This is a genomic window from Pelorhabdus sp. sgz311002, assembly GCF_056134285.1.
This window is the reverse complement of record NZ_JBWBCL010000002.1, coordinates 232,101-257,383: the sequence shown is the minus strand read 5'-3', so window position 1 is coordinate 257,383 and position 25,283 is coordinate 232,101. Positions and strand designations below refer to the sequence as shown.

21 protein-coding genes are annotated in these 25,283 nt (G+C 45.7%); 20 read left to right on the top strand and 1 reads right to left on the bottom strand.

What is annotated here, in order from left to right:
* Window positions 1–54 precede the first annotated feature (54 nt).
* From AC0NJP_RS05090 to AC0NJP_RS05035, 12 genes are all read left to right on the top strand, one after another.
* On the top strand, window positions 55–1,434 hold the full coding sequence (locus tag AC0NJP_RS05090) for a TolC family protein (protein ID WP_474699029.1): 1,380 nt from the start codon (window positions 55–57) through the stop codon (window positions 1,432–1,434).
* A gap of 125 nt (window positions 1,435–1,559) precedes the next feature.
* Window positions 1,560–5,993 (top strand): translocation/assembly module TamB domain-containing protein, encoded by a 4,434-nt coding sequence (locus AC0NJP_RS05085; protein ID WP_474699028.1) that lies wholly within the window; start codon window positions 1,560–1,562, stop codon window positions 5,991–5,993.
* Between the two features lie 35 nt (window positions 5,994–6,028).
* Window positions 6,029–6,667, top strand: a complete 639-nt coding sequence (locus tag AC0NJP_RS05080; protein WP_474699027.1) for a sigma-70 family RNA polymerase sigma factor — start codon at window positions 6,029–6,031, stop codon at window positions 6,665–6,667.
* Between the two features lie 171 nt (window positions 6,668–6,838).
* Window positions 6,839–7,399, top strand: coding sequence for a hypothetical protein (locus AC0NJP_RS05075; RefSeq protein ID WP_474699026.1), 561 nt, complete (start codon window positions 6,839–6,841; stop codon window positions 7,397–7,399).
* A gap of 32 nt (window positions 7,400–7,431) precedes the next feature.
* On the top strand, window positions 7,432–9,198 hold the full coding sequence (locus AC0NJP_RS05070) for a BamA/OMP85 family outer membrane protein (protein WP_474699025.1): 1,767 nt from the start codon (window positions 7,432–7,434) through the stop codon (window positions 9,196–9,198).
* Between the two features lie 83 nt (window positions 9,199–9,281).
* A complete protein-coding gene (locus AC0NJP_RS05065; protein WP_474699024.1) occupies window positions 9,282–10,565 on the top strand; it encodes a hypothetical protein in 1,284 nt (427 codons plus the stop codon).
* Between the two features lie 98 nt (window positions 10,566–10,663).
* On the top strand, window positions 10,664–11,143 hold the full coding sequence (locus tag AC0NJP_RS05060; RefSeq protein WP_474039145.1) for an OmpH/Skp family outer membrane protein: 480 nt from the start codon (window positions 10,664–10,666) through the stop codon (window positions 11,141–11,143).
* 87 nt (window positions 11,144–11,230) lie between these two features.
* On the top strand, window positions 11,231–12,211 hold the full coding sequence (locus AC0NJP_RS05055) for a hypothetical protein (RefSeq protein ID WP_474699023.1): 981 nt from the start codon (window positions 11,231–11,233) through the stop codon (window positions 12,209–12,211).
* Between the two features lie 94 nt (window positions 12,212–12,305).
* Entirely contained in the window at window positions 12,306–12,719 is a 414-nt protein-coding gene (locus AC0NJP_RS05050) for an OmpH/Skp family outer membrane protein (protein WP_474699022.1), read from the top strand.
* Between the two features lie 36 nt (window positions 12,720–12,755).
* The gene (gene lpxD / locus AC0NJP_RS05045) at window positions 12,756–13,778 is read left to right on the top strand and encodes a UDP-3-O-(3-hydroxymyristoyl)glucosamine N-acyltransferase (protein WP_474699021.1); all 1,023 of its coding nucleotides are present in this window, start codon (window positions 12,756–12,758) and stop codon (window positions 13,776–13,778) included.
* 88 nt (window positions 13,779–13,866) lie between these two features.
* A complete protein-coding gene (locus AC0NJP_RS05040; RefSeq protein ID WP_474699020.1) occupies window positions 13,867–14,454 on the top strand; it encodes a YjbH domain-containing protein in 588 nt (195 codons plus the stop codon).
* Window positions 14,455–14,466: 12 nt separating this feature from the next.
* Window positions 14,467–15,333, top strand: a complete 867-nt coding sequence (locus AC0NJP_RS05035; protein WP_474699019.1) for a lysophospholipid acyltransferase family protein — start codon at window positions 14,467–14,469, stop codon at window positions 15,331–15,333.
* Between the two features lie 66 nt (window positions 15,334–15,399).
* On the opposite strand, the gene AC0NJP_RS05030 is transcribed toward AC0NJP_RS05035, so the two are convergent.
* Window positions 15,400–15,525, bottom strand: coding sequence for a hypothetical protein (locus tag AC0NJP_RS05030; RefSeq protein WP_474699018.1), 126 nt, complete (start codon window positions 15,523–15,525; stop codon window positions 15,400–15,402).
* Window positions 15,526–16,046: 521 nt separating this feature from the next.
* On the opposite strand from AC0NJP_RS05030, the gene AC0NJP_RS05025 reads away from it, so the two are divergent.
* The 8 genes from AC0NJP_RS05025 (at window position 16,047) to msbA (ending at window position 25,260) form a co-directional block, all read left to right on the top strand.
* Complete coding sequence (locus AC0NJP_RS05025; RefSeq protein WP_474699017.1) at window positions 16,047–18,314, top strand: hypothetical protein; 2,268 nt, start codon at window positions 16,047–16,049, stop codon at window positions 18,312–18,314.
* A gap of 48 nt (window positions 18,315–18,362) precedes the next feature.
* Window positions 18,363–19,121, top strand: a complete 759-nt coding sequence (locus AC0NJP_RS05020; protein ID WP_474699130.1) for an amino acid ABC transporter ATP-binding protein — start codon at window positions 18,363–18,365, stop codon at window positions 19,119–19,121.
* A gap of 63 nt (window positions 19,122–19,184) precedes the next feature.
* Window positions 19,185–20,009: a UDP-3-O-acyl-N-acetylglucosamine deacetylase gene (gene lpxC / locus AC0NJP_RS05015; protein WP_474039138.1), complete on the top strand. Its 825-nt coding sequence runs from the start codon at window positions 19,185–19,187 to the stop codon at window positions 20,007–20,009.
* A gap of 32 nt (window positions 20,010–20,041) precedes the next feature.
* Entirely contained in the window at window positions 20,042–20,482 is a 441-nt protein-coding gene (gene fabZ, locus AC0NJP_RS05010; RefSeq protein WP_474039137.1) for a 3-hydroxyacyl-ACP dehydratase FabZ, read from the top strand.
* Between the two features lie 181 nt (window positions 20,483–20,663).
* Window positions 20,664–21,488 (top strand): acyl-ACP--UDP-N-acetylglucosamine O-acyltransferase, encoded by an 825-nt coding sequence (gene lpxA, locus AC0NJP_RS05005; protein WP_474039304.1) that lies wholly within the window; start codon window positions 20,664–20,666, stop codon window positions 21,486–21,488.
* 4 nt (window positions 21,489–21,492) lie between these two features.
* Entirely contained in the window at window positions 21,493–22,296 is an 804-nt protein-coding gene (locus tag AC0NJP_RS05000) for an LpxI family protein (protein WP_474039136.1), read from the top strand.
* Window positions 22,297–22,390: 94 nt separating this feature from the next.
* Window positions 22,391–23,533: a lipid-A-disaccharide synthase gene (gene lpxB / locus AC0NJP_RS04995; protein ID WP_474699016.1), complete on the top strand. Its 1,143-nt coding sequence runs from the start codon at window positions 22,391–22,393 to the stop codon at window positions 23,531–23,533.
* Window positions 23,533–25,260, top strand: coding sequence for a lipid A export permease/ATP-binding protein MsbA (msbA, locus tag AC0NJP_RS04990; protein ID WP_474039134.1), 1,728 nt, complete (start codon window positions 23,533–23,535; stop codon window positions 25,258–25,260). The genes lpxB and msbA overlap by 1 nt, the downstream gene beginning before the upstream one ends.
* Window positions 25,261–25,283 lie beyond the last annotated feature (23 nt).

The window sequence follows — 25,283 nt, the reverse complement described above, 5'->3', positions numbered from 1 at the left end:
CTCGCTAGTCACTCTGGCGGCACTTTGTAATTCATAAGGAGGATTTAATACATAATGAGAGATAAAAAATATACTTTTTTGCGAAAAAGCTTAGCCTTGCTGCTGATCGGCGGCTCCCTTGCATTGGTGACGCCACAGGCGTCGGCGGCGGCACTGGAAATTTCTTTGGACGATAGTATTGCTATTGCCTTAAAGAATAATCCGGCTATCCGTATCTCTGAATCTAGTCTCGATGTAGCTGCTTCCGAATTAGATCAAGCGAAAAATGGCTATCAGCCGCAGCTTAGCTATTCCTTCTCGGCGCAGCGCGTTGGTTCGCCTTCGTCGGAAAGTACGAGCAGAGCGAGTCAGGTTGTTGATTCCAATGGCAACGTCATTGGTTCTACCGTATCCCGTACAACTTTTACGCCTCGCTCCAGCACCGATAAATATGATAACAAATTGAGCTTGTCTGTACCGCTTTATACAGGCGGCAAACTAGAAGGTACCGTCAATCAAATGGATTTGAACTACCAATCTAGCCAGTTGGCCTTAGAAAATACACGGCAGCAGATTCGTTATAGCGCCACTGTCTACTATTATGCAATTTTGGAAGCTCAGAATATGCTGAAAGTGAATCAGGAAGCCGTTCGCGATCTGAAGCAGCATCTTAAAAATGTAGAAGCTCAATATGCCGTGGGTACTGTTGCTAAATCTGATGTTTTGCAATCACAAGTTAACTTAGCCAATGCTGAGCAAAATTTAATTAAAGCCGAAAATGCCTATCAGCTATCCTTATCAAACATGAATAATGTGATGGGGATTTCGCTTGATACGGAACTTAAAATTAAAGATACTTTGAAATATACGAAATACCAGATCGCTTTAGCGGATGCGACAAAATACGCTTTAGCGCACCGCCCTGATAAAGCGCAATCTGATCTTGCCATTGCTTCGGCCAAGGAAGGCGTTACTGTCGCCAATAGCGGCTACAAACCTACTGTTACGGCGAGCGGCATGACCGACTGGAACGATACGAAGTTTGCTGGAACGTCTAATTATAACTGGGTAGTAGGCGTATCGGCTACTTGGAATATTTTTGATGGCGGCATTACCAAAGCGCAGGTAAAACAAGCGACTGCCAGTGTGGAGAAAGCAACGCATACAGCGCGTCAGACGAGTGATACGGTAATTCTTGATGTGCAACAGGCTTACCTTAACTTGCGGGAAGCGGAAAAACGGATTGCTACAACGCAGGTTGCCGTTGATCAAGCGGAAGAAAACTACCGGATTGCTCAAGTTCGTTACTCTTCTGGCGTTGGTACCAATACCGATGTAATGGATGCTGAAACAAACCTCACAACAGCCAAAACAAATGCTGTACAAGCCCTTTATGATTACAATACAAGCAAAGCACAGCTAGATAAAGCCATGGGAATTGCTGTAGCAAAATAGAAGTTCTATAAGCTATGTATCGCGCCAGCCTCTAAGCGGTTGGCGCGATTTTCTATTTCTTGTCATGGAGGAAGGCCTAGAAGTGATGTCGAACTTCTCTGTAAGTGAATTGCAGGAGGCTCGTTATGCCGAAAAAAGGAATAGTTATTTTACTTGCCTTTCTGCTATTAATTGTGGGAAGCGCAGTTTTTTTGAGCCACAGTCAGCAGGTCATGGTTGGGATTTCGCAGGAAATCAGTGGGGAATTGACTAAGGCTCTTGGCCAGAACGTAAAAATCGGTTCGATTCGGATTCGTTCTTTTCGTGAATTATCTTTAAGCGATGTGTCGATAGAGGATCAAGATGGAGAATTGCTTGGCCAGAGTAGGGAAGTAAATCTGGTTTTTTCATTGCGTCAGTTTCTCTTTGGCGGTCAGTCGGCTGCGTCAATGATTGAGGCCATTGATTTGGTATCGCCTCAAATCTTTTTATGGCAAGACGCTGCTGGAGCTTGGAATATAGAAAAACTTTTTCAAACGAAGACGAGCGGACAATCTCCGCTAAAAAGCACGGTTACGATAGAGCAGGGAGAATTGACGGTTACCTTGTCCCAGGGGAAATGGGTCCTGTCAGATTTGAATGGAACAGCTGACTTGGCCCAATTTCCCGCTGTAGCTATGACGCTAAAGGGGACTGCTGCTGGCCAAACTTTCTCACTAGAGGGATTTATCAAAGATAAGGAAAATCTTCAAGCTGAGCTTACTGCGCCAAAAGTAGAGGTTTCGCCCTTTTTACCGCTCGTTGCGGAAGTTTTGGGGCAAAATGGGCTGGATATTCATGGCGGCCAGCTAGAAGATGTGACAGTTGTTGTCAAGAAAAATAAGGGATCGCTGCTCTTTTCTGGTGAGAGCGCTGTAAAACAGGCGGCTTTTTCTTGGCAAGGCGAGGAATTTTCGCAGGGAAGCGCTTTTCTTACGTTTACTTCTGATAAAATCAACCTCTATGGCGGTAAAGCCGAATTTGATGGGCAGCCTTTTGCTTTAAGCGGTGAAGTCTACTATAGCGGCGCCGAGCCAGTTTTTTCTGCTGCGCTTACTACGCATCAAACCGAGCTTGCTAGATTACCTCTAGCGAAAATCGGTTTAAATCAGCCGCTTTCTGGTTTGGCTGATTTAAATATTCTGGTACAAGGTACAGCGAAAGCTCCTGATGTGGCGGGCTCTGTGAATGTAAATAAAATGCAGTTAGGAAATTATGCCGTAGACCATGTCTATGGACAGTTTCATTACAGCGATCAAAAGCTGGCTATACATAAATTTTCTTTGCTAGGCTTCGGGGGTAATGCCAGTGGGGCCGGGACGGTGGATTTTGCCAAGGGGCAGACGGCCTTTCAGCTTTCTGGCTGGCATATTGATACGAGTTTACTTGAGGCAGCGCTACAAATGCCACTTAGTGGTTATGCCGATTTTTCCCTAGCGGCATCAGGACCCTTAGCAGTCGATCAGCTTACTGTTTTTGGCCAGGTTTCTATGCAGGCGGGAACGGTGCAAGGAATTGACTTTCAGTCGTTATCAGCCACTGGACAAAAAAATGGCGACGGCTCTCTGCTACTGCAGGCGGCTAGCGCGAAAATAAGCGGCGGCTCCATTTCTCTCTCTGCTGCGGTGCGGCAAGGTCAATTGACCGGCTCTATTTGGGCCCAAGACATTAATGCCGCTCCTTTAGCGGCGGCCTATAGCGAGATTCCCGTCAAAGGGACTTTTTCTCTGGGAGGGCAGTTAGGCGGATCTTTGAATGAGCCGACTTTTACCGGACAGGTTCTAGGAGAACAGGGGAGTTTGGCAAGTCAGCCCTTTGACCAACTGAGCGGGCGTGTTCACGTATCACAGAATAGGCTGTATCTTGATGAAGTTAATACAGAGTATCATCGTCAGGTGGAAAAAAGTGATCCGAAGCTTTTAAGTCCGGAAATTGTGACACGGTACCATTTGACGGGTTCCATAGAATTTACCGGTGAACAGCGCATCGACTTAACTGCCGCCTTAACCAAGGGGCGAGCGGAAGATCTTGTGGCCGTTCTAGCTCCTGGGGAACGACTGACTGGCAATATTGATGCCGATTTGCGGTTGACAGGGACAATCAAGCAGCCCGAGGCGTTCATGGCTGCAAACTTTACCGATGGCAGCTATCGTGGTTATATTATTCGACAGGCTGAAGCGCTGGTCCAGCACCATCAAGGCGTTACTACCGTCGATCATCTAAAAGTACGGGCAGTACCAGCGAATTTTGAATTGAGCGGTACCATTGATGCCAATAAACAAATGAATTTTGCCGTAGATATTAAAAATATTCGTTTAAACCGCTTATTCGTCGAACTGCCTTATCCAGTCACCGGACGCGGCGATTTTGCCGGACAATTGACCGGGACGCCAGATGATCCTGTTTTTACTGGTGAATTGACAGCGCAAAATGTCAAAGTGAAAGGTCAGCCGATTACCGGAGTTTTAGGCCATGTAATTCTTGATAAACGAACTCTTACCGTGCCGGATCTGACCTTTAGTCAGGGCGGCGGAACCTTCCGCTTACGCGGCGGTTTGGATCTGATTGACAAGACTATGGGCGGCGTGATGGAGGTTTCGAATGCTTCCGTCAGTACGCTGATGCCTTTCTTTGATTTGCCGCCAGATCAGGTCACTGGCCTGTTCAATGGTGAAATGCAGGCTTACGGCGCTTGGGATAATCCTACAGCCTCCTTACGGGCTAAGTTGGATCATGGGACGATCAAACACTATCCCTTAGAAAATATTGATATTGACTTGTCACTGGCAAATCACGTTGTTACAGTGAATAATTTTCAGGCGCAGCAAGGCAATGGTCGGCTTGTCGTAACCGGATCAGCCGATTTAAAGGGGCAAATCAATTTGAATGTCTTTGGAAATCAAATTGATAGCGGTTTATTTTCGGCTTGGTATGATGCGAAAGTTCCTGTCCATGGTGAAGCCTTAATTGCCATGACACTTACTGGCGATACAAAAGCGCCGCAAGCTGCTGTTTCTATTGGTATCACGAATGGCAGTATTCAAGATCAGAGTTTTGATACGCTTAGCGGCAGTTTTATTGTTACGCCGCAGCAAATCGATATTAATCAGATCACCTTGACGAAAAACAGTTATGTCGCCAGTGCTACTGGGAAAATACCGCTAAAATCGCTGAGTGACAGTGAAATTTGGCCTAATCTTTCGCCGATTACCAACTCCCATTATAGTCAGGTAAGCAAAAAGATTGTGTCTGACGGGGAAATGGATTTAAAAATCATGCTCGACCAAGCGGATTTGGGGATTTTGCCACTTCTTACTAAGCGAGTGGCCTGGGCGACAGGACAGACTCAAGGGATCGTTTATGTAAACGGTACACTTGATAATCCTAAGGTATCAGGCGATTTTACAGTTCTTGATGGCGTGATCAAATTTTCTGATTTAAAAGAGCCTTTGCAAAACTTGTCTATTGCCATTAGCCTACAAGGTGATAAAATAGTTGTAAACACGTTTCAAGGCACAATGGGAAAAGGCGGGTTTACCCTCAACGGTTCAGCAGCGATTCGCGGGCGATCTTTAGCAGACTATGCTTTTAATCTATATCTTAACGCGTTAGAAATTGATCATCGCAACTTTAAAGGCCCTGTCAGTGCTTCGCTGCAGTTAATGCCGAAAGCGGGAAAACCGCTGCTTTCTGGTAAGGTGTTATTTGAACGCGATCAGATTGATATTCCAATGATCCCTGACATGGAACCTACTAACTTTGATATGGGGCTTGATGTTACGGTAGAGGCAGGTAAAAATGTCCGATTTTATAACCCTTATATGTATGATTTTTATGTTGAGGGAAAAACGACTTTTGGCGGTACTTGGCAAAAGCTTGAGCCAACAGGCCGATTTACTGTAAGTCGTGGTCAGCTTACCTATTTTACGGCGCCCTTTAAGATTGTTTCCGGTTCTGCTGAGTTTACACCCTATAATGGGCTCATGCCTGTCATTAAGCTAACTTCTTATTTCCAGATTCAGCAGATTAATCTAGCGCAACAGACCACCGTCACGTTAGGTGTCAATGGTCCAGCCAATGCGATGAATTTTAAATTATCAGCCAACCCGCCGATGACCCAGGAAGCCATTCTTTCACTGCTGACGCTTAGAAGTCGCTATTTTGAGCGGCAGAGTTCCGATACTTCGTTTGGCGTCGATCAAGTCGGCAGTGTCGTAAGCTCCGGTCTTGAGGCGCAGCTCTTCAGTCCGGTGGAAAATACCTTAAAGGACTTTTTTGGTGTGGATGACTTTCATATTGTAAAAAGTACCGATTATCTGACAACTGATGGGACAGTCGGACGAGGATCTCGTGATGTTTACAATGTAGAAATTAGCAAATATTTAACAGACCGTTTTTCCATAAACCTTTCTCGTGGCGTCGACAATTCATCACAAAAGATTGGCGTCCTCTACCAATTCAATGAACATGTAAGCAGTGGTCTTTATTATGATTCGGTGAAGAAGACGCAATTTAATATTCTAACTCGCTATGCTTTTTGAAGCGAGAAACACTTTGTAAGAATAGGATGGACGCAATGAGTTTGCAGGATTATTTAATAGAACTAAATAAAGTTGAGCTTTTAACTCCCGAGGCCGAGGCTGAACTTTGGTCTCGCTATAAAGACGGCGATGATTTAGCAGCACGCAGCGAACTCATTGAACGCTACCAGCCCCTGGTTTTTAAAACAGCAGGCCGGTTTCGCGCTGGCGAAACGCTGATGCTTGATTTGATTCAAGAAGGAACTGTAGGTCTGATTGAAGCGGCGGAAAGCTATGAGCCGCAGCGAAATGTTGCCTTTGCTGTGTATGCTCTTCATCGGATTCGCGGGCGGATGCTGAACTATCTGGCGAAGGAAGGCAAGCAAAATTGGGCCTATATGGACGGACCTGTAAATGAAGCAGATACTGCCACATTAGGCGATTATTTAGCCGATCAAGGTCCTAGTCTAGCGTCTCAAACCGAACAAAGCTTTTTAGTCAGTCAATTAAAGCATGCCATTGACCGCTTACCGCAGAAAGAACAAATTGCTGTCAGCGGCATGTATTTAGAAGAGCAAGAACCTAAGAATTTAGCTCAGTCGCTTGATGTGAGCGTATCGCATTTGTATCGTCTACAGAAACAGGGAATCCGGCGAATTCGCGGTATGATGGCTAAGTTAATGCAAAACTGGTAAGCTTTTCGTATAAAATCAATGATAAATTATGAAAATAAGTGATTATGACTTAAAAAACGGAAAGAATGTGCGATTTTCTTGGAAAAAAGCTGAAAAAAAGACGAATTTAAGTGACCAGAATCTGGACCCTTCCCTTGATTATAAAATGTGGTTATAATAGAGGTGGTCAATATGGGTGAATTTAAAGGGAAAATCAGTGCACATCTCCGGTCAGCGCAAAAATGGCTGCATCGGGCTGAACAAGCTTTTGAGAGCGAGAAAGATACGCAGGGAAAACTGAATCTTATGCTCGCTCAGGCTGAACTTCAGCATATCCAGGAAAAAACGATTCAACAGAAGACCTTTTCTTGGAAAAAGCAGCTAGCTGCCTTCTCTTTGGCTGCTTTACTTGTTTCTGTAGGGATAGGGGGCGCCTATGTTTATTTGGCGCAGCAAAAGACAAGTGAAGTTTTGCCACAGATAGCTGAAACAAAACCCTTATTACCTGTCCATCCCACTGTGCCTGCCGTAACGGATCCAGTTGAAACAAAATCGACTGTGACAGAAAAGCAGGCTGATGTAATGCCGCCTAAGCAAAGTTTGGTGACGACAGCGCCGCAGACAGTTTCAGAACCTGTTCGCAAAGCGCCTGTCCCTGAAACAGTTCCGACGCGGGACACAGAAAAAGTCGTAGCGCCGGAAGAAATGCAGCAGCTAATTCGGGCTGCCGGAAAATCTTTGCGCGGGCAGTAAGTTGAGTTGAAAGTTCTATAAGGAGGGAATACATGAATACAAGACGCTACGGGCTGTTTATAGTTGCCGTCTTTCTCTGTACCGTTTTGTTTCTAGGGTCAACTTCTTCTGTTTTTGCCGCTGATATGACGGGGAAAACAGTCGCGGCTGTTGCCGTAAGTGGTAATAAGACCGTAGAGACAGGGAAGATTCTTGCAGCGATTCAGCTAAAGCCCGGCGATGTACTCACAGGCGATGCAGTCCGTAAGGACATGCAGTCCGTCTATGATCTTGGGTACTTCTATGATATTGTGGTGAATTTCTCCGAGGTGCCAGAAGGAGTTAAAGTTACCTACACTGTTTTAGAGAATCCTTTACTAACGAATGTGGTTGTAAAAGGCAATACGAAAGTTACGACGGAAGCCATTCTTGGTATGGTACAAGCTCCTAAAAACAGTATTATCAATATGAAGAGCCTCAACGAAAATATGCGGGCCATTGAGCAGTACTACCATGATCAGGGCTATATTTTAGCAAAAGTCAGTGATGTAAGCGCCAGCCCTGATGGGACGTTGACGATTACGATCAATGAAGGAATGCTGGAGAATATTGTTGTTAAGGGCAATCAAAAGACCAAAGATTATGTAATTACCCGCGAAATGACGATTAAGCCAGGCGAACCTTTTAATGCTAAGTTGGCAAGACGTAGCATGCAAAAGATCTATAATCTTGGTTATTTTGAAGATGTCAATATGAAACTCAACCCCGGTCGTGAACCCAATGCCGTATCGATGGAAGCCGATGTAGTTGAGCAAAAAACAGGGACTTTCTCTATTGGCGGCGGCTATAGTCATGATGACGGGCTTGTTGGTATTATTGAGCTAGGTGATAATAATTTAGCCGGAACAGGTGACAAGGCGAAGATTCACTGGGAGTTCGGCGGCAATGCCAGCAGCCGAAATTATGAATTTTCTTATACGCACCCATGGCTTGATGACCAACAAACTTCTATCGGTTTTAGTATCTATAACATGACGAATCAGTATACTGATTATGGCATGTATCGTTCTGATGGCAGCTATGACGACAAAGCCACTCGTTCTACCTATGACAAAAACCGTAAGGGCTTTGAAGTTACGCTAGGTCGTCCTGCCAATGAATATTTGCAGAACTATGTTACTTTTAAGAACCGGAGAGACACATGGGTTAGCCATGTATCGGGAGATATTGATTACTCCAATACGACCGATCCTCATTTTACCAATTACTTGAAAGATAATTTTGGGTTGACACGCAGTATTATTTTGACGCGCGTTTATGATGATCGTGATAATGTCTTTAATCCAACGGAAGGCAGTCGCTATTCTTTAAGTGGTGAATTTGCCGGACGCTTCATGAAAGGCGACTTCAATTTTAACAAATACACGGCAGAAGGTCGTCGTTACTTTAAGATTAATGATGATCATGTCATTGCCGTTCGTCTCACTGCTGGTTATGCCACAGGTAAAATTTCCGAAGCAAATCAGTTTTCTGTCGGTGGCGCTGACACATTGCGCGGTTATGATGACGATCAGTTTAAAGGCAACCGTATGGTATTGGCTTCAGCGGAATACCGGTTTCCTATTATCAAGAAAGTGCAAGGCGTAGTATTTGGCGATGTTGGTAATGCCTGGAATGATACAGGGCTTAAAGTCAGCGATCTCAAAAAGAGCGTTGGTGTAGGCATTCGTCTCACCACGCCGATTGGTCCGATTCGTTTTGACTTTGCTAAAGGGGATCAGGGGAATAAAACCCATTTCAGCTTTGGCGGCCAATTCTAAAACGAATGAATTTTAAGACAAGCTAAGCAACAGGAAAAGTCAGGTAAATCGCCTGACTTTTCCTTATAACCTGCAGAGGGGAGGTGGCTGTTATTCGTGCAGTTTGGCGCTATAGCTTACTGACTCTGCTGTTCTTACTGGTTTTGACGCCCGTAGTCGCAGCTCAGCCTGTTGTTGAAACGCTCAGCGTCAATGTGAATTCAACAGCGCCACCGCCGCCCAAAGCGTTAAAGCGGATGGAAGCAAGTATTTCGACAGTGGGGCAGCATATTTTACTAGGCAGAACGATAGCCGAAGTCGCGGCAAATCACAGCGCTTATGAGAAAGTAATTAAAGAAGTCTTTGAGCGGGTTCTTGTCGGCTACTCCGTACAGTCTGTAAGCGTCTTTGCCGACCAGGAGACCGAAATTAGAGTCAACTTAGAGCCTTGGGGCGCTACAGTGAAGGAAGTTCGGCTTGATGTCGAATTTACGGGCTTATCGCCAGAAATGGCAGCGCTAGCTGGTCAAGAACTTGTTTCTGTGCCAGAGCGGTTGCAGGAGAATTTAGTGGGGCTGCCTATTGATGCCGTGGATTGGGCTGCAAGCCTGGTAAAAGAAAGTCTTAGAGATCTCGTTGCTGACCGACTGCCTGAGTTTCGCCCTATCTTTGAGGTGATACCAGGGCCTGTAACCACTGTGAAAATGACGCTGAGCCCTGTAGGAGAAATTGTACAGTTTACAGAAGTCGCTATTCGTTCGCACACTTTGCCGAGCTTGTTGCTTTATGATGCGAAAGAGCCGCTAGAAGAGATGGCGAAGGAAATTCGCGGTCTCCCTATATCATTTGTACAGCGCCAGCGTGACTATTTTAAGCAGAAAATGCTGGCTAGGGTGCAGGCTTTGCCAATGACACAGCGTTATGGTCTTACTTACCGTCTTGTCTTATCAGCGGCGAATGTAACAACGTTTGTACTGTTGCCAGAAACGACAAAATATCGTTTTTTTGCCGAAGGGTATCTCGATACAGGACGGAAGCAAGATAATACGTCAGCTCGAATTCATGTGGGCAAATGGGTGAATCCCCGCAATGAACTTTTTGTGGAAAGCAATGTTGTAACAGGTTCTATGAGCTGGGATTTTTCACCAGGCTATGCCTATCGGTTTTCAAAACAAACACTTGGCGGCTTTAAGTACAGTCTGAATGATCATGAAACGCGCCTGTTTATAGAGCAGGAGCTAGGTAAAGGCTACATGCTTCGTTTGGAACGAGTACCGCTCAGAAATTACAATGAATTTGCCTTGCGTTATAAAATTCATGATTTTTTGAGTGCTGAATATGTTGTTACAAGCGATGAGCATTATCTTAGATTAGTAGGAAATCTCTAGGCATGTAGCAAGATAATCATTGAATGTAACGAGCGGCCTTGTTATAATGAACTAGAGTCTATGGTATTCGATTTTGTATGGGAAAGAAGGGGTATTTAATGTTAAATGCGTTAAAAAACAAAAAAGTAGTTCGCTTTGTATCTTTGGCTGTAGCCGTTGTATTTTTACTGGGAGTCGGCGCCATTGCGGTGACGCAGAGCGGCGGAAAAGTAGCTTCAGCTGCATCTTCTTCATCAACAATTGGCGTAGTAAACAGCAATTCTATTTTCCAGCAGCATCCTGATCTTGCTAAAATCGATCAGCAAATGCAAGCAGAAGTAGATCAAGCAAAAAAAGATTTTGACAGTAAAACAGCAAATATGAATGATAAAGAAAAACAAGATTATTACGGCCAAGTGCAGCAGCGTTTACAACTGAAACAGCAGGAATTAGTAGCTCCTGTTCGCGACCAGATTGATGGCGCAATCAAAAGCGTAGCTGATGCTAAAGGCTTGACGGTTGTTCTCGAAAAAGGTTCTGTAGTATATGGCGGACAAGATATTACCGATGATGTTGTTAAAAAACTGACCGGTAAATAAAGAAGAAGCAAAAGATCAGCCGAGCCGGTGTAAGCTGTGCTCGGTTCTTCCTTGCCCTAAAATTTGCCTGTTGAAAGTGGTGATTCGATGCGAAACCGATCCAATCGATTTCTGGTGGTATTCACTGCCTGTATCGGGCTATTGCTTGCGGTGATGCTTATAGGCGGCTGTGGTGCAAAGCCCAAAGAAGCATCAGTTGAACCGGAAAAAGACAAAATTGCTATCATTGATATGGACAAAGCGAGTGCTTCTCATCCGAAACAAGCAGAGCGCACTGCTTTGGCGAAAGAACTTCAAGTTTTGTTGGCGAAGCAGCAGTTTGCCGCTGGGCGACAAAGCCAAGCGACCGCTGCTACTGACGGAACCGATGGAAACCCAGCAGCGCTAGAAAATGGGGCGACAGTGACGCCAACTGCCGAGCTTCAGGCGCAGTTTCAGGAAAAAATGCTCGCAAAACAGGCGGAACTTAACGCCGCTTTAACGACGCAGCAAAGTGAGGCTAGGGCGCAGGCGGCTACGCAGTATAATGATTACGTGGCGAAGCTGAATGAAGAATATCAAAGTCAACTCTTTGATATTGAACTGAAGCGCAAAACCCTGCAATTGAGTAAAGAGGAACTTACGGCTTTGCAGGCCAAAGAAGAAAAAATCAATCAAGAAAAAGCAGCAAAACTACAAACAAAAGAAACAGAGTTAACCGAGCTGATTGATCAGAAGATGACTAAAGCAAAGCAAGCGGCTAGCGCCGAGTTAGATCAATATGGTTTATCGCTTCACGAGCAAGTCGCTAAGGAAGCGCTGTCAGCCTCACAGGCTTTGGCAGCTGCGGTGCCGCCACAGTCAACAGAAAGTTCGGCGGAAACTCTATTTACGGCTGAGGATGCTGCGCAGCTCGATCAATTAAAAGGGCGAATTGATGCGCTTGATGCGCTGATTTTTCAGGATATTGAAAATTTATGTGGGAAAACTGCTCAACTGAAAGGGTATTCCATTGTGATTACCAGTGTAGCAGTTAACTTAAAAGCCGACGATATTACTGATGAAGTGATTCGTCAGTTTAAGAAATAATTTTCCTGTGCATAATAAATGAAACTTCATTCAGTCAGAGCTTGGATATTAACGGAATGAAAGTTGAATTATCCAGGAGACAGGAGGAAACGAAATGACGAAAAAAGCAGTAGGGGCCTTATTGTTACTGTTGCTCACCGCTGTATTCTTAGGCGGTTGTGGTAAGCAGTCTGCCATCGGTGTGATTGATGTCAACAAAATCATGTCAGATAGTCCGAAAATCAAGACCATGCAAGAACAGCTTAATACCAAAGGCAAGGAATTGAGTGATCAGCTTGATAAAGATAAAGCTTCGCTGAGTCCCGAAGAATTTAATAAAAAGCAAGAGGCCGCTTATGGCGACTTTCAGAAAACTAAGCAAGATTTAGAAAGTCAAATTGATGCGGATATTAAACAATCCTTAGAGCAGATTGCCAAAGAAAAGGATCTTGGTGTTGTGATTTATAAAAACAGTATTGCTCAAGGCGGGATTGATATTACCGACGATGTTTTGAAACGGATTCAGTAAATACACAGCGCAGAGCGATGCTGGAGGCTTCCATTAATGAAAACATTACAAGAATTAGCTGAAGTGGTTGGGGGAACTTTACAAGGCGACGGAACGATTGAGATTCAGGGTGTTACTAACCTGGAAGATGCGAAGGAAACGGATATTACTTTTGCTGTTGCGCCTCATTTAGAAAAAGCGGCTTTATCACAGGCGGGAGCTGTGATGATTCCGCCTGAGGCGGCAGATACATTTCCTAAAGCGGCTATTGTGGTAGATAATCCCCGTGTAGCTTTTACAAAATTGCTGGAACTTTTTTTCCCACCTGTGAAAATTGAGGCTGGCGTTCATCCGACTGCTGTGGTGGGCAAAAATGTGATTTTAGGCGAAAATGTTGCGATTATGCCCTATGCGGTCATTGCCGACAATGTAAAAATCGGCGATCATGCTGTGATTTATCCTCACACCTATGTCGGCCATGGGACCGTAATCGGTGCGAATACGATTTTATATCCTAGTGTAACAATTCGCGAGTATTGTCAAATTGGCAGCGATTGTATTATTCATGCCAATACAGTGATCGGTAGTGATGGTTTTGGTTTTGTTACGGTAAAAGGTAAGCATGAAAAAGTACCACAGGTTGGCAATGTAAAAATTGGCGACCGTGTGGAAATTGGTTCTAATGTAGCCGTCGACCGGGCTACTACCGGTAGCACCATTATTTCTTCCGGTACGAAAATTGATAATTTTGTTCATATTGCTCATAATGTAGTAGTTGGTGAAGACGGCTTATTTGTTGCCTTTACTGGTATTGCAGGCAGCGCTAAAATTGGCAACCATGTTACTTTTGCCGGTCAAAGCGGCTGTAACGGTCACATTAATATCGGCGATAACTGCACCTTTGCAGCTCGTTCAGCACCTATTAAAGATGTACCGGCAGGGTCCTTTTTTGCCGGTTTTCCGGCGCGGCCTCATCGTGAATGGCTTCGCGCCGAAGCAGCGATTCAAAAGCTGCCGGATTTGATGAAACAAGTAAAGGAATTAGAGCGTAAAATCCGTCAATTAGAAGAGCGGCCTTGAAAGCTCTGATACAGTGAACAAGCCTGGCCGATGGGTCAGGCTTGTTTTGCCGTGGGCGCATAAGTACACACAGAAAGGATCGAAGTTTGTGAAATATCTTTTGATTGTGGCGGCTTGGCTGGCTTATTTGCCGCTAGCTAGCGCTGCGCCCAGTTTAGTAGGCGGAACTGGTTTAATTAATACAGAAACGGCCGATGTGCTTCGGAGTGGCCAACTGAGTTTCGGCGTTGATTCGGTACATGAGGGACTCATGGAAAACTTTGTTCTTGGTGTTGGCGGAAATTTAGAACTCGGTTTAACGAATATCAAATATCATGGTCATTCGCAGCAAACCTTTGTTCAGGCTAAATATAACCTAATCCCCGAAGAAATTTTTACTCCAGGAATTTCGATTGGTCTTGAAGGAGCCTTTCAGCAAAATCATCGCACTAAATATATTGTAATGAGTAAAACCTTACCTTTTGGTTTTCGCCTTCATGTCGGAACTGGCGATGGCCGCTATAATGGTTCTTTTGGTGCCCTAGAAGCTTCGTTAAACCCTTGGACCACGGTCATTGGCGAATATGATGGCAAAACGATGAATTACGGCTTGCGTCTAGCGATTGCCCCCAGTCTGAAGTTGGAAGGGGGCCTACGGGGGCATCACACTTATTACGGTATTAATTTTACCAGATAGGAGGGGATACACTTGTATATTCTGATAAAGGCTTTAAGTAAATTGATTTGCCTTTTGCCGCCAAAGCTTCGCTATGGTTTTGGACGAGGTCTTGGGCAGTTCTTTTGGCTGCTTGTGCCGAAAAAAAGGCGGTTGCTTTCCTGTGAAAATATGCAGCAGGCTTTGGGGATTGATGCGCCTAGCGCCCAAAAATTAACGAAGGCAAGCGCTGTTCGCTTTGGCCCGATGCTGATGGAAGTCTTATATCTGCCGAAAGTAACGAAAGAGACAATTGCCGCCCATGTGACGATTGCTGGTGAAGAGCACATGAACGCAGCCTTGGCAGAAGGTCACGGCGTAGTTTTAGCTACGGCTCATAGTGGCAACTGGGAAATCATGGGCGCTGCCTTAGCGATGCACGGTTTCCCCTTAGTCGCTGTTGTGCAAAAGCAGACAAATTCGGCGATGGACCAGTTCATTAACGAGTACCGGACTTTGGCGGGCATGCATGTAACGTATAAAAGTAGTGTCCGTGAGATGGTGCGTCTTTTGGGACAAGGCATGATCGTGGGCCTGTTAGCAGATCAAGATGCCGGGCCGCCTGGCGTATTTGTTGATTTTTTCGGGAAAGCGGCGTCGACGCCGCAAGGGGCCGCGGCTTTAGCCCGCTTGAAAGGCGCGCCTATTATCCCAGCCTTTATTACGGAAGAAGCGCCAGGAAAGCATCGCATTGATATCTATCCGGCGATTCGCGTGGCCGAGGGCGAGCGGGAAGAGGCGATTCAGAAGACGACCCAGGCTGTCACCAAAGTTGTAGAAGGTCATATTCGTAAGTATCCAAGCGAATGGTTTTGGTTGCATAATCGCTGGAAAACAAAACCGCCAACAGAAGATAAATAAGTTATAAAAGGAAACTGCCTTGAGAAATCGAGGCAGTTTTTTTGTAGACAGAGGAGCATATGGCTGTTACAACGCTTCACCGTTGGCACTTGACTTCAGCTTATGTAAGCAGCCATATGCTCCTCCTGCTGGGTGGCGGTGATGGGACAGTTCCCCTGGTGGTACTTGACTTTTGCTTATGTAAGCAGCCATATGCTCCTCCTGCTGGGTGGTGGATGAAACGCCTCACCGTTGGTAATTGACCTCTGCTTATGTAAGCAGCCCTATGCTCTTCTTGCTAGGTGGCGGTGAGAGGAGCGTAAGGAACGTCGTCACTATTACGCTTGATCCAATGTATGCAATAGCATATCTATTGTTTTGCTGGCTGCGATGGGGCAATGGTATACAGCAGAATGAAGTGCCAATAGTATAGGGAGCTGCTTTGAAAACTTTATTTATGATGTGTGATTAAAAGATATTTGGCACAAAGTTTGGTAAGGGAGGAGAGTTGTTATAAAAGCTGAAGTCAAGTGCTAACGTTGAAGCGTTGTAACAACTCCCCTCCCTGTTGCTAAAAGGGAGCTGTGGTTATAATTAGCTCTTTTAGCAAATACTGAGGAGGGGATTTTTTAGCAAATGCTCCAATATATACATTATTGATAAATAGTATATAAATATAGACTGAAAAATGATATACATGATATACTAGAGGTCGAAAATGAGGTGAATTGCAAATGAAAAAGGAGATTGCCTTGCTACTGGTTCTTAGTATTCTTGTGGGATCGGCTTTAGCTGCATCTCTTTCATTGGCATCGAATGCCTACTTTGCTAAGACCATAGCCAATCTTGTTGGTGAATCCGGCGAATATGATGTGATTATTACGGCTCGGGAAGAAATGAAAGAAGATACGAGCGAGCATTTAGCGAAAATGATACAGGAAAGCATTCCTGGTGCGAAATTTAAGGAAGGGCCGACTCTTTCCGGTAAAACGAGCTTTTTTGTAGCTTTACCAGAAGCCTTGAAGAACAAACAAACTTATAACAGTTTAGGCAAATTATTCGGTAGTATTCCCGGTGGCGCTGGGGTAGGCGTCTTAACTGAGCCGCGTATTACGATTCGTGGTGTGCCGGAGGGCGCCAAAAATCAAGTGATGGAGCAAGTGGATGCCTTAGAAGGCGTTCAGTTCTCGTTTTATGATGGTGCGGCCATTGGAGTTTTGTTACGCAATGCCAGTAAGACTGCTGATGTGACGAATCAAATAAAAAGTCTCCTTGATCGTTATCAGATCATGGAGATTAGCTTTCCTGTCGGCAGTGAGCCAGCCAATCCCATTCGGACTGGTGAGCAGATTGGCTCTGCTATGGAGCAGACACTCAAGCTGCCTTTGGCGCAAAATGTATCAATTGACGGTAAAAATGACGATATGACCTATATGGTTAGTACGATGATGGAAATGAAACGGTTTTTACAGTCTTATGCTGCAAAACTGGTAATTTCTCCGGCTGGCCTTCCCTATAAACTAGGTGATACCCTGCTGTTTCAAGGCAATGCTCCGACAGTGCCGAACCGCGGTGAGGCAGCTGGTAAAGAGAATATACTAGCTGTTGTAACTGCTGTTCGTGGCGACGGTAGTGCCGAGGCGGCAATTACTCAAGGAGACGGCGCCAATTTAAAATCGTTGCAGGCCTATCGTGTTGACCAAAATGTGATTGGCGAAGCGGCGGGAGGGGCTCAATATCAGTCGCCGCGGCTGCAACTTGCCAGCGCCCTAACTGAGACAGGCAAGCTTGTCGGACAGATACCCGACTATACTCGCGATGCGAAAGCTTTAAGTCAAACGGCCTACGGCGCGCTTGATCAGTATAACGCCAGTTTGGATAAACTCGATCAGACACTGAAATCAGTGCGCAGTGCTGGTCGCAGTGTCGAGCAGGCTACAAGCGGTTTGATTCATTTAAATACAGATGCCTTAGTCGTGCAGCTTGATTCCTCAGCTCAGGCCATGGGGAATATTGCCAGCGTACTTCAAGTATTAAAGCTTGTCAGCGCTGACGCCGGTAATGCGGCCACAAGTGCGGCTACCGCGCAGGCTGGCTTAACAAGTATCAAAAACACAGTGCAAGCCATGGGCAATTTAGCAGGCCAGGCCAGAGCCGCTCAAAGTGCGGTTGACTCGGTGACGACAAGCGGACAGGCCATGCTTGACGATTTGCGTCGCTACGATACGGCAGGAGCGCGGCGTAGTCTTGATCAAGCGTCAAATAGCTTGAATCGACTGCAACAGCTTGATACGCCTCTTATTACAAGCCAGCTTGCGTATTTGGCGGCGGCGGTACCCAATATGAAGGATGATGAAATTACCCATACGGTTACTTTGCTTGATAAATTCATTGCGGGACAAGTGATTCCCGGCGCACGAATTCAAATTTTGACGACGAATACAGTGAGTACTGATGCGATCGTGCCAATTGCGGCGAAAGTGGTAGGACACAATAATCTGTCCGTTTACTCTACGGCGCTTGGCGTAATTGAACCAGATCCGCGCGGTCAGATCTTAAGTATTTTAGCGGAAGTCAAAGCTATTTTAGCGGGACTTGCTGCTTGTGTATTTACTGTCGTCTTTCTTGTTCTTGACCATACTGCGCTGATGAGTGCCTTGAAGCGGCGCACGATTACCGGAAAATGGGGCTTGTTGGGAAAGGTAGGCTATCATCGCTTATATGGCATGATGATTGGTGCTGTATTGCTGACAAGTATGTTTTTGTTGGCGCAGGGCGGTATCCCATACTTGCCTTGGCTGGGAGTCCCTGTATTAGGGGCGGTCTTTGGTTTGGTATCAGCAGCTTATGCGGAGAAAATCAGTCCGATTGCCCAGGAAGAGTTGCTGGCAGGCGAGGCGCTAGGTCTTTCTTTTGCTCAGGTTATGCGGGAAATTGTGATTCCTTCCGGTAGGCCTGGGTTACTGCAACAACTCAATCGGCGGTTGCTGAAATTTAAATAAAGGAGGATGGCTATGGCTGAGAGTGGTTTGCCGCAAAATCAGAAAGTGATATTGGAGCTCAAGGATCTTTATAAAACCTTTGGCGCAGTCAAAGCAGTAGCTGGTATTGATCTTGCCGTAAACCGCGGCGAAACAGTTGTCCTCATGGGGCCGTCAGGCTGCGGTAAATCGACGACGATTCGCATGGTGAATCGCCTCGTAGAGCCTGATCAGGGTGAAGTCTGGTTTCGTGGTCAAAATCTTGTGAGTCTGCCTTTAGAAGAACTGCGGCAGGTGCGGAAAAAAGTTGGTTTTGTTTTTCAGCATTTTAATTTAATTGGACGATTGTCAGCGATTGAAAATGTTATGCTGGGCTTAGTTATGGATGGCATGGAACGAGAATTGGCGGCAGATAAGGCCAAGCTTGCGCTAGACAAAGTGGGGCTTATCGCCTATAGCAGCCAAAAGCCGACAGAGCTTTCGGGCGGACAGCAGCAGCGGGTGGGAATTGCCCGCGCTTTGGCGGCTGAACCGGAACTTATGCTTTGGGATGAGCCGACAGCTTCGCTAGATCCGATCCTTGTCAGAGAAGTTTTACTGGTCATGGAGGATTTAGCGAAGTACCAAGCAAGCACGATGGTAGTTGTTACGCACGAGTTGCCCTTTGCGCTCCATGTAGCCGATCGGATTGTGCTTATGGATCAGGGGAAAATTGTAGAAACAGGTAGTCCTCAGACTGTTTTCCAGGAGCCCCAGTCAGTCATTGGGAGTGAATATAAAGCCTTAATTGAGTATCAAATGAGCATCAGCGCCAGAGCTTTAGCGTGATTTATCTTGCAGGATGGCCATTTTTCCGGTAGAATGAAAAGAGTTAATTCGCAGGAGGCAATCATGCAATACCAAACAACCGTAGCCCAGGAAGTTACTTATACTGGGATTGGACTGCATTCCGGTCTTGAGGTAAATCTCGCTTTAAAGCCGGCTCCCCAAGATACGGGGATTCTTTTTGTTCGGACCGATTTACCAGGCGCTCCGTCAGTGCAAGCGTCAGCTCGACAAGTAACCAATACACTGCGCGCCACGACGCTGGAAGCTGGCTTAGCCAAGGTGTTCACTATTGAACATTTAATGGCGGCTTTTGCCGGACTTGGCGTTGATAATTGTATTGTTGAAATGGACTCGCCGGAACCGCCTGTCGCCGACGGCAGTGCGCTGACCTTCGTCCGCTTGATCGAGCAGGCGGGATTACAGGAACTAGACGCGCCTTGTAATATTACCATAGTTAAGACGGCACAATCAGTCCATGTAGAAGACAAATTTATTGCTATTATACCCTATGATGGTTTTCGCATTACTTTTACTTCGCTCAATCCGCACCCTCTATTGGGTACGCAATTCGGCGACTATGAAATAACCCCAGAATTGTTTGTAAAAGAAATTGCTCCAGCCCGTACGATTGGATTTATGCATGAAGTAGAGGCGCTTAAGGCCAAGGGCTTGGCGCGGGGCGGTACCTTGGAAAATGTCGTTGTCTATGATGATAAAGAAGTTTTGACACCGCTTCGTTTTCATGATGAACTTGTGCGGCATAAAATTCTTGACGTACTTGGTGATATTGCCTTGGCCGGTCGGGTTAAAGGGCATATTATTGCCGTAAAGTCAGGCCATGCGTTAAATGCTGTTCTCGCAAAGAAAATCTTAGAGGAACAGGCATAAAGCTGCACAAAAGTTATAAGGAGGCGTACTTGATGATATTAGATGCAAGTGAAATTCAAAAAATTATTCCTCACCGTTATCCCATGTTGTTAGTGGATCGTATTATTGAAATAGAACCGATGAAACATGCTGTCGGTATAAAAAATGTTACCATGAATGAAAACTTTTTTTTAGGCCACTTTCCGGGGAAACCGATTATGCCTGGTGTGTTGCTCCTAGAAGCGATGGCTCAGGTAGGTGGCGTAGCTCTTTTGTATCCAGAAGAAAACCGCGGTAAGCTGGCTGTTTTCGCTGGTATGGAAAAAGTGAAATTCCGTAAACCTGTTATTCCTGGCGATCAGGTGCGCATGGAAGCGGATATTTTAAAGGTTCGCGGTTCCATCGGTAAGATTTGGACACAGGCTTTTGTGGACGGTCAACTTGTGGCCGAAGGCGAATTTATGTTTGCTTTGTCCTCTAAAGATGCAAAATAAAGAGAAAAGTAGTGAAACAAGCTTGAAAAATTATTTTAAATCTTTGTTTTCATCTATTTTTGCCGAATACGGTCTAATTTGACGAGTGAAGACTAGACTCATTAGTCGGATTTTAAAATAAAGTAATAAACGATTCTGACATCGTTCAAATAGTTGAAAATAAAAAGGAGTTGAAATGCGGATGAAAGTAGAATCAGCAGTCATACCCATCCGTAAGATACATGAAACGGCAGTCATTCATCCGGCAGCTCGTATCGGCAAAGATGTAGAGATCGGTCCCTACGCTGTAATTGGTGAAAATGTTGTAATCGGCGACGGAACAAAAATTATGGCTCATGTCGTGATTGATGGCTGGACGAGTATCGGACGGGAATGTGTGATTTATCCTAGCGCTTCTATAGGCGCGGAACCGCAGGACTTAAAGTTTCGTGGTGAAAAAAGCTATGTATTTATTGGCGACCAGACCAAGATTCGAGAATTTGCTACAGTAAATCGGGCGACAGGGGAAGGCGAAGAAACACGGATTGGTTCGAACTGCCTAATGATGGCCTATACCCATGTAGCTCATAACTGCATCGTTGGCAATAATGTAATTATGTCGAACGCAGCGACTCTGGCAGGCCACGTTGTAGTGGAAGACAGAGCTGTCATCGGCGGCCTTGCTGGCGTGCATCAATTTGTGAAAATTGGTCGCAATGCTATGATCGGCGGTGCTACGAAAGTGGTTCAGGATATTCCGCCATATGTCATTGTTGACGGTCATCCTGCTCGCGTAAGGGGACTTAATAATGTGGGAATGTCTCGCGCCGGAGTGAATCCGATGTCGCGACGCAATTTGAAGAAAGCTTATAAATATTTGTACCGCTCCAATCTCAGTTTGCCGCAGGCGATTGCTGTTATGGAGCAGGAACTTGATTCTTGTGAAGAAGTAGAACATTTTTTACGATTTTTACGGAATGCAGAGCGCGGTATTTGCCGCGGTCGGCGAGATGAAAGTGAGGAGTAATCAGATGAACACAATCGGTCTATTGGCCGGTGTCGGAAGATTGCCTGTTGAATTTGCCCGTGCCGCTCGCGGCATGGGCTTTGCCGTGCTTGCTATCACCTTAGTGCCTGGCACGGACAGCGAACTTTCGGCCCATTGCGATAAAGTAGTTGATATTCCTGTAGGACAGCTTGATAAGATCATTACTACATTAGAAGCGGAGCAAGTCAAGCAAGTTACTTTTCTCGGCAAGGTCACGAAGGAATTTCTTTTTTCTGGTCAAATTCCGCCGGATATGCGCATGATCAAGCTGTTACAGAGTTTGCCTGATAAAAATGATGATACGCTCATGCTGGCTTTTGTTAAGGAATTGGCTGGCGCGGGTATTGGCGTACTAGATCAGACGAAACTGATCCAGCAACTTCTGCCGCAGCCTGGTGTTTTGACGAAGCTGCAACCGACCGAAGCGCAACTTGCCGATATGAAATTTGGTTTTTCTATGGCAAAAGCAATAGGCGGGCTCGATATTGGGCAAACTGTTGTTGTGAAAGATCAAGCCGTTCTGGCTGTAGAAGCCATTGAAGGTACTGACGCCGCGATTTTACGCGGCGGTGCGTTGGGACGTCAAGGCGTGATTGTTGCCAAAGCGGCCAAGCCACAGCAAGACATTCGGTTTGATATGCCTGGTATTGGTGTAAAGACGCTTCAGTCAATGATTGAAGCGAAGGCGGCAGGACTTGTTATTGAAGCAGGAAAGACGCTCTTAGTCGATAAAGCGGCCGTACTAGCCTTGGCCGAAGAACATCATATTGTGATTGTTGCCATGTAATTAAGAGGCCGCAGATTCATCGATTCACTGAGGTGGTTTGTCTTCTCTGTGCTTCTATGCTTCTGTGGCTTTTTGCGGATAAAAGAGGTGCTTTATGAAAATAATGATTTCAGTCGGTGAAGCGTCAGGCGATTTGCATGGCGCTAGGGTAGCGCAGGCCTTACAAGAGCTTTGCCCGGGCGTTTCCCTACTTGGTATGGGCGGCGACGCTATGCGTAAAGCGGGCGTCAATATTGTCTATGATATTGCGGGACTTGGCGTCATCGGCATCATTGAAATCTTGAAAAATTTGCGGCGACTCTTTGCCCTACGCGATTTTTTAGTGGAAACCATGCGCCGCGAAAGACCGGATGTGTTAGTCGTGATTGACTACCCTGGTTTTAACATGAGGCTGGCGAAAAAAGCGAAGGAACTGAATATTCCCGTGGTTTCTTATATTAGCCCGTCAGCTTGGGCCTGGGGCAAAGGTCGAGCGAAAAGTACGGCGAAAATAGTGGATCGCGTTGCGGCGATTTTCCCTTTTGAAGCCAAGGTATACGAAGAAGCGGGCGCCAATGTTTCTTTTGTGGGCCATCCGCTCTTAGATATCGTTAAGCCTGCTTTGTCCAAAGAAGAAGCTTTTCGTTACTTTCAGGCGGATCCAAAGAAAAAACGCATATTGCTTATGCCTGGCAGCAGACAGCAGGAAATTCATAAATTGTTTCCCGTCATGTTAGCAGCCGCTAAGGAACTTGAGCGGCAAATACCAGACACGCAATTTTTCTTGCCGCTAGCCTCGACCATAGCAGCAGACGAACTGGAAGGCATGATTCAATCAGCTGGTCTAGCTGTGACGATCACGCGGGATCATACTTATGATATTATGAATATTACGGATCTTGCTATTGCTACCTCTGGTACGGCTACCTTGGAAGCGGCCTTAATGGGTCTGCCTGTAGTCATTATGTATCGGGTCAATAAGTTAACCTACTTTTTAGGCAAGCCTTTGGTTAAGATACCTCATATTGGACTGCCTAATATTGTGGCTGGTCGTAAAGTTGTGCCAGAATTATTGCAGGATGAAGTGACGGTTACGGCTATTGTGGCTGAAAGTCTGGCCATACTACGTAAGGAAAGTCCTTGGGATAATATTGCAGCCGATTTAGCGGACGTACGTCATAAGCTGGGCGAGCCTGGCGCCGTCAAACGGGCGGCTGCCGTCATCTTGGAAGTGGCCGCACAGAGTGGAGGAAAGTAATGAACACCTATCTTCGCCTTTTAAATTATGTCAAGCCTTATTTAAAGCGCGTTGTCGTGGCAATTCTTTGCATTGTTTTTGCTTCGAGCGCTAATTTATATGTGCCATGGATTATTAAAGATGTCATTGACGATGTACTTACAAGCCGCAATATGATGATGCTCAATTATATTGCCGTGGGCATTGTGATTGTTTATTTTTTTCGCGGCATTTTCTTTTATGGCCAGACCTACTTAATGAGCTATATTGGTCAAAAAGTAATTATTGATATTCGTGAGGCTGTTTATCGTCATTTGCAGCGATTGTCTCTGTCTTATTTTGAAAAGCGCCAGACTGGGACGATTATGAGCTATATTACCAATGACGTGTCAGCGTTGCAAAGCGCCATGGTGGAAAATGTAATCGAAATGGTTACGGAGGGAGTCACTCTTATTGGTTCTCTTGTCGCCATGTTTTATATCCACTGGCAGTTATCGTTGCTCACCTTAATTACGATGCCGCTTGTAGCGAAAACGATTGAGGTTTTTGGCCGCAAACTGCGGTCAGCTAGTACGAATATGCAGGAAAGAGCGGCCGATATTACGGCGGTGCTACAGGAAACACTTTCGGCTGTCCGAGTTGTAAAATCCTTTGTACGGGAAGACTACGAGATTTCCCGGTTTAATCGGGAAAACTATTTTAACTTTCGAGCGCAAATGAAAACGTCGCAGCTCATGGCTACTCTTACGCCAATTATTGAATTTCTTGCGGCCATCGGCGTCACGGTTATTATTTGGTATGGCGGGCGCGAAGTTATTAACGGTGATCTGACATCCGGTTCACTGATCGCCTTTTTGATTTATGTTGTCAATTTATCAAATCCGGTAAAACGATTAAGTCGTGTTTATGGCAATATTCAAAGAGCTTTAGCAGCGGCTGACCGCGTATTTGAAGTGCTTGATACGAAGCCAGAGATTGCCGATCAGCCAGGGGCGAAGCCCTTGCCGCCGATTACAGGCAAAGTAGCTTTTCATGACGTAACCTTTGAGTACAATGAGGGCGAAGTCGCTTTAGATCATATTACGCTCGTGGCCGAACCAGGTCAGATGATTGCTATCGTCGGACCGAGCGGCGCCGGCAAAACAACGATTGCGAATTTAATTCCTCGTTTTTATGATCCGACTAGCGGCAAAATTACCATTGATGATTATGATGTCAGTGCAGTGACGCTAAACAGTGTAAGGGAGCAGATCGGCATTGTACCGCAAGAAACGGTTCTCTTTAATGGGACTGTCTATGATAATATTCTTTATGGCGATTTAACGGCAACCAAAGAGCAGGTGATTGCGGCGGCGCAAGCAGCCAATGCACATCAGTTTATTACAAGTATGGCCCTTGGTTATGACACGATGATTGGGGAACGGGGCTCTAAGCTTTCTGGCGGTCAACGTCAGCGTATTGCCATTGCTAGAGCTATTTTGAAAAACCCGCAAGTGTTAATTCTTGATGAGGCCACTTCCGCACTTGATACAGAAAGCGAACAGCTTGTACAGGAAGCTCTGGATCAATTGATGGTTGGTCGGACCTCTTTTGTCATTGCCCATCGTTTGTCTACGGTGCAACGGGCTGATATGATTCTTGTTATGGAACGAGGCCGTATTGTAGAGCGTGGCGCCCATCAGGAGCTGTTGGAGCGTCAGGGACTTTATTATAAACTCTACCAAGTTCAGTTTTCTTCCCAAAAGTAAACTGCCAGCGGTCAGAGCGCGAA

What these genes read in the sequence shown, in the direction of transcription:
- AC0NJP_RS05000 (WP_474039136.1), top strand. Translation starts at nt 21,493, where the DNA reads ATGAACACAATCGGTCTATTGGCCGGTGTCGGAAGATTGCCTGTTGAA.
- lpxB (WP_474699016.1), top strand. Translation starts at nt 22,391, where the DNA reads ATGAAAATAATGATTTCAGTCGGTGAAGCGTCAGGCGATTTGCATGGC.
- msbA (WP_474039134.1), top strand. Translation starts at nt 23,533, where the DNA reads ATGAACACCTATCTTCGCCTTTTAAATTATGTCAAGCCTTATTTAAAG.
- lpxA (WP_474039304.1), top strand. Translation starts at nt 20,664, where the DNA reads ATGAAAGTAGAATCAGCAGTCATACCCATCCGTAAGATACATGAAACG.
- AC0NJP_RS05070 (WP_474699025.1), top strand. Translation starts at nt 7,432, where the DNA reads ATGAATACAAGACGCTACGGGCTGTTTATAGTTGCCGTCTTTCTCTGT.
- AC0NJP_RS05055 (WP_474699023.1), top strand. Translation starts at nt 11,231, where the DNA reads ATGCGAAACCGATCCAATCGATTTCTGGTGGTATTCACTGCCTGTATC.
- AC0NJP_RS05075 (WP_474699026.1), top strand. Translation starts at nt 6,839, where the DNA reads ATGGGTGAATTTAAAGGGAAAATCAGTGCACATCTCCGGTCAGCGCAA.
- lpxD (WP_474699021.1), top strand. Translation starts at nt 12,756, where the DNA reads ATGAAAACATTACAAGAATTAGCTGAAGTGGTTGGGGGAACTTTACAA.
- AC0NJP_RS05080 (WP_474699027.1), top strand. Translation starts at nt 6,029, where the DNA reads ATGAGTTTGCAGGATTATTTAATAGAACTAAATAAAGTTGAGCTTTTA.
- AC0NJP_RS05030 (WP_474699018.1), bottom strand. Translation starts at nt 15,525, where the DNA reads ATGGCTGCTTACATAAGCAAAAGTCAAGTACCACCAGGGGAACTGTCC.
- AC0NJP_RS05060 (WP_474039145.1), top strand. Translation starts at nt 10,664, where the DNA reads ATGTTAAATGCGTTAAAAAACAAAAAAGTAGTTCGCTTTGTATCTTTG.
- fabZ (WP_474039137.1), top strand. Translation starts at nt 20,042, where the DNA reads ATGATATTAGATGCAAGTGAAATTCAAAAAATTATTCCTCACCGTTAT.
- AC0NJP_RS05050 (WP_474699022.1), top strand. Translation starts at nt 12,306, where the DNA reads ATGACGAAAAAAGCAGTAGGGGCCTTATTGTTACTGTTGCTCACCGCT.
- AC0NJP_RS05025 (WP_474699017.1), top strand. Translation starts at nt 16,047, where the DNA reads ATGAAAAAGGAGATTGCCTTGCTACTGGTTCTTAGTATTCTTGTGGGA.
- AC0NJP_RS05090 (WP_474699029.1), top strand. Translation starts at nt 55, where the DNA reads ATGAGAGATAAAAAATATACTTTTTTGCGAAAAAGCTTAGCCTTGCTG.
- lpxC (WP_474039138.1), top strand. Translation starts at nt 19,185, where the DNA reads ATGCAATACCAAACAACCGTAGCCCAGGAAGTTACTTATACTGGGATT.
- AC0NJP_RS05085 (WP_474699028.1), top strand. Translation starts at nt 1,560, where the DNA reads ATGCCGAAAAAAGGAATAGTTATTTTACTTGCCTTTCTGCTATTAATT.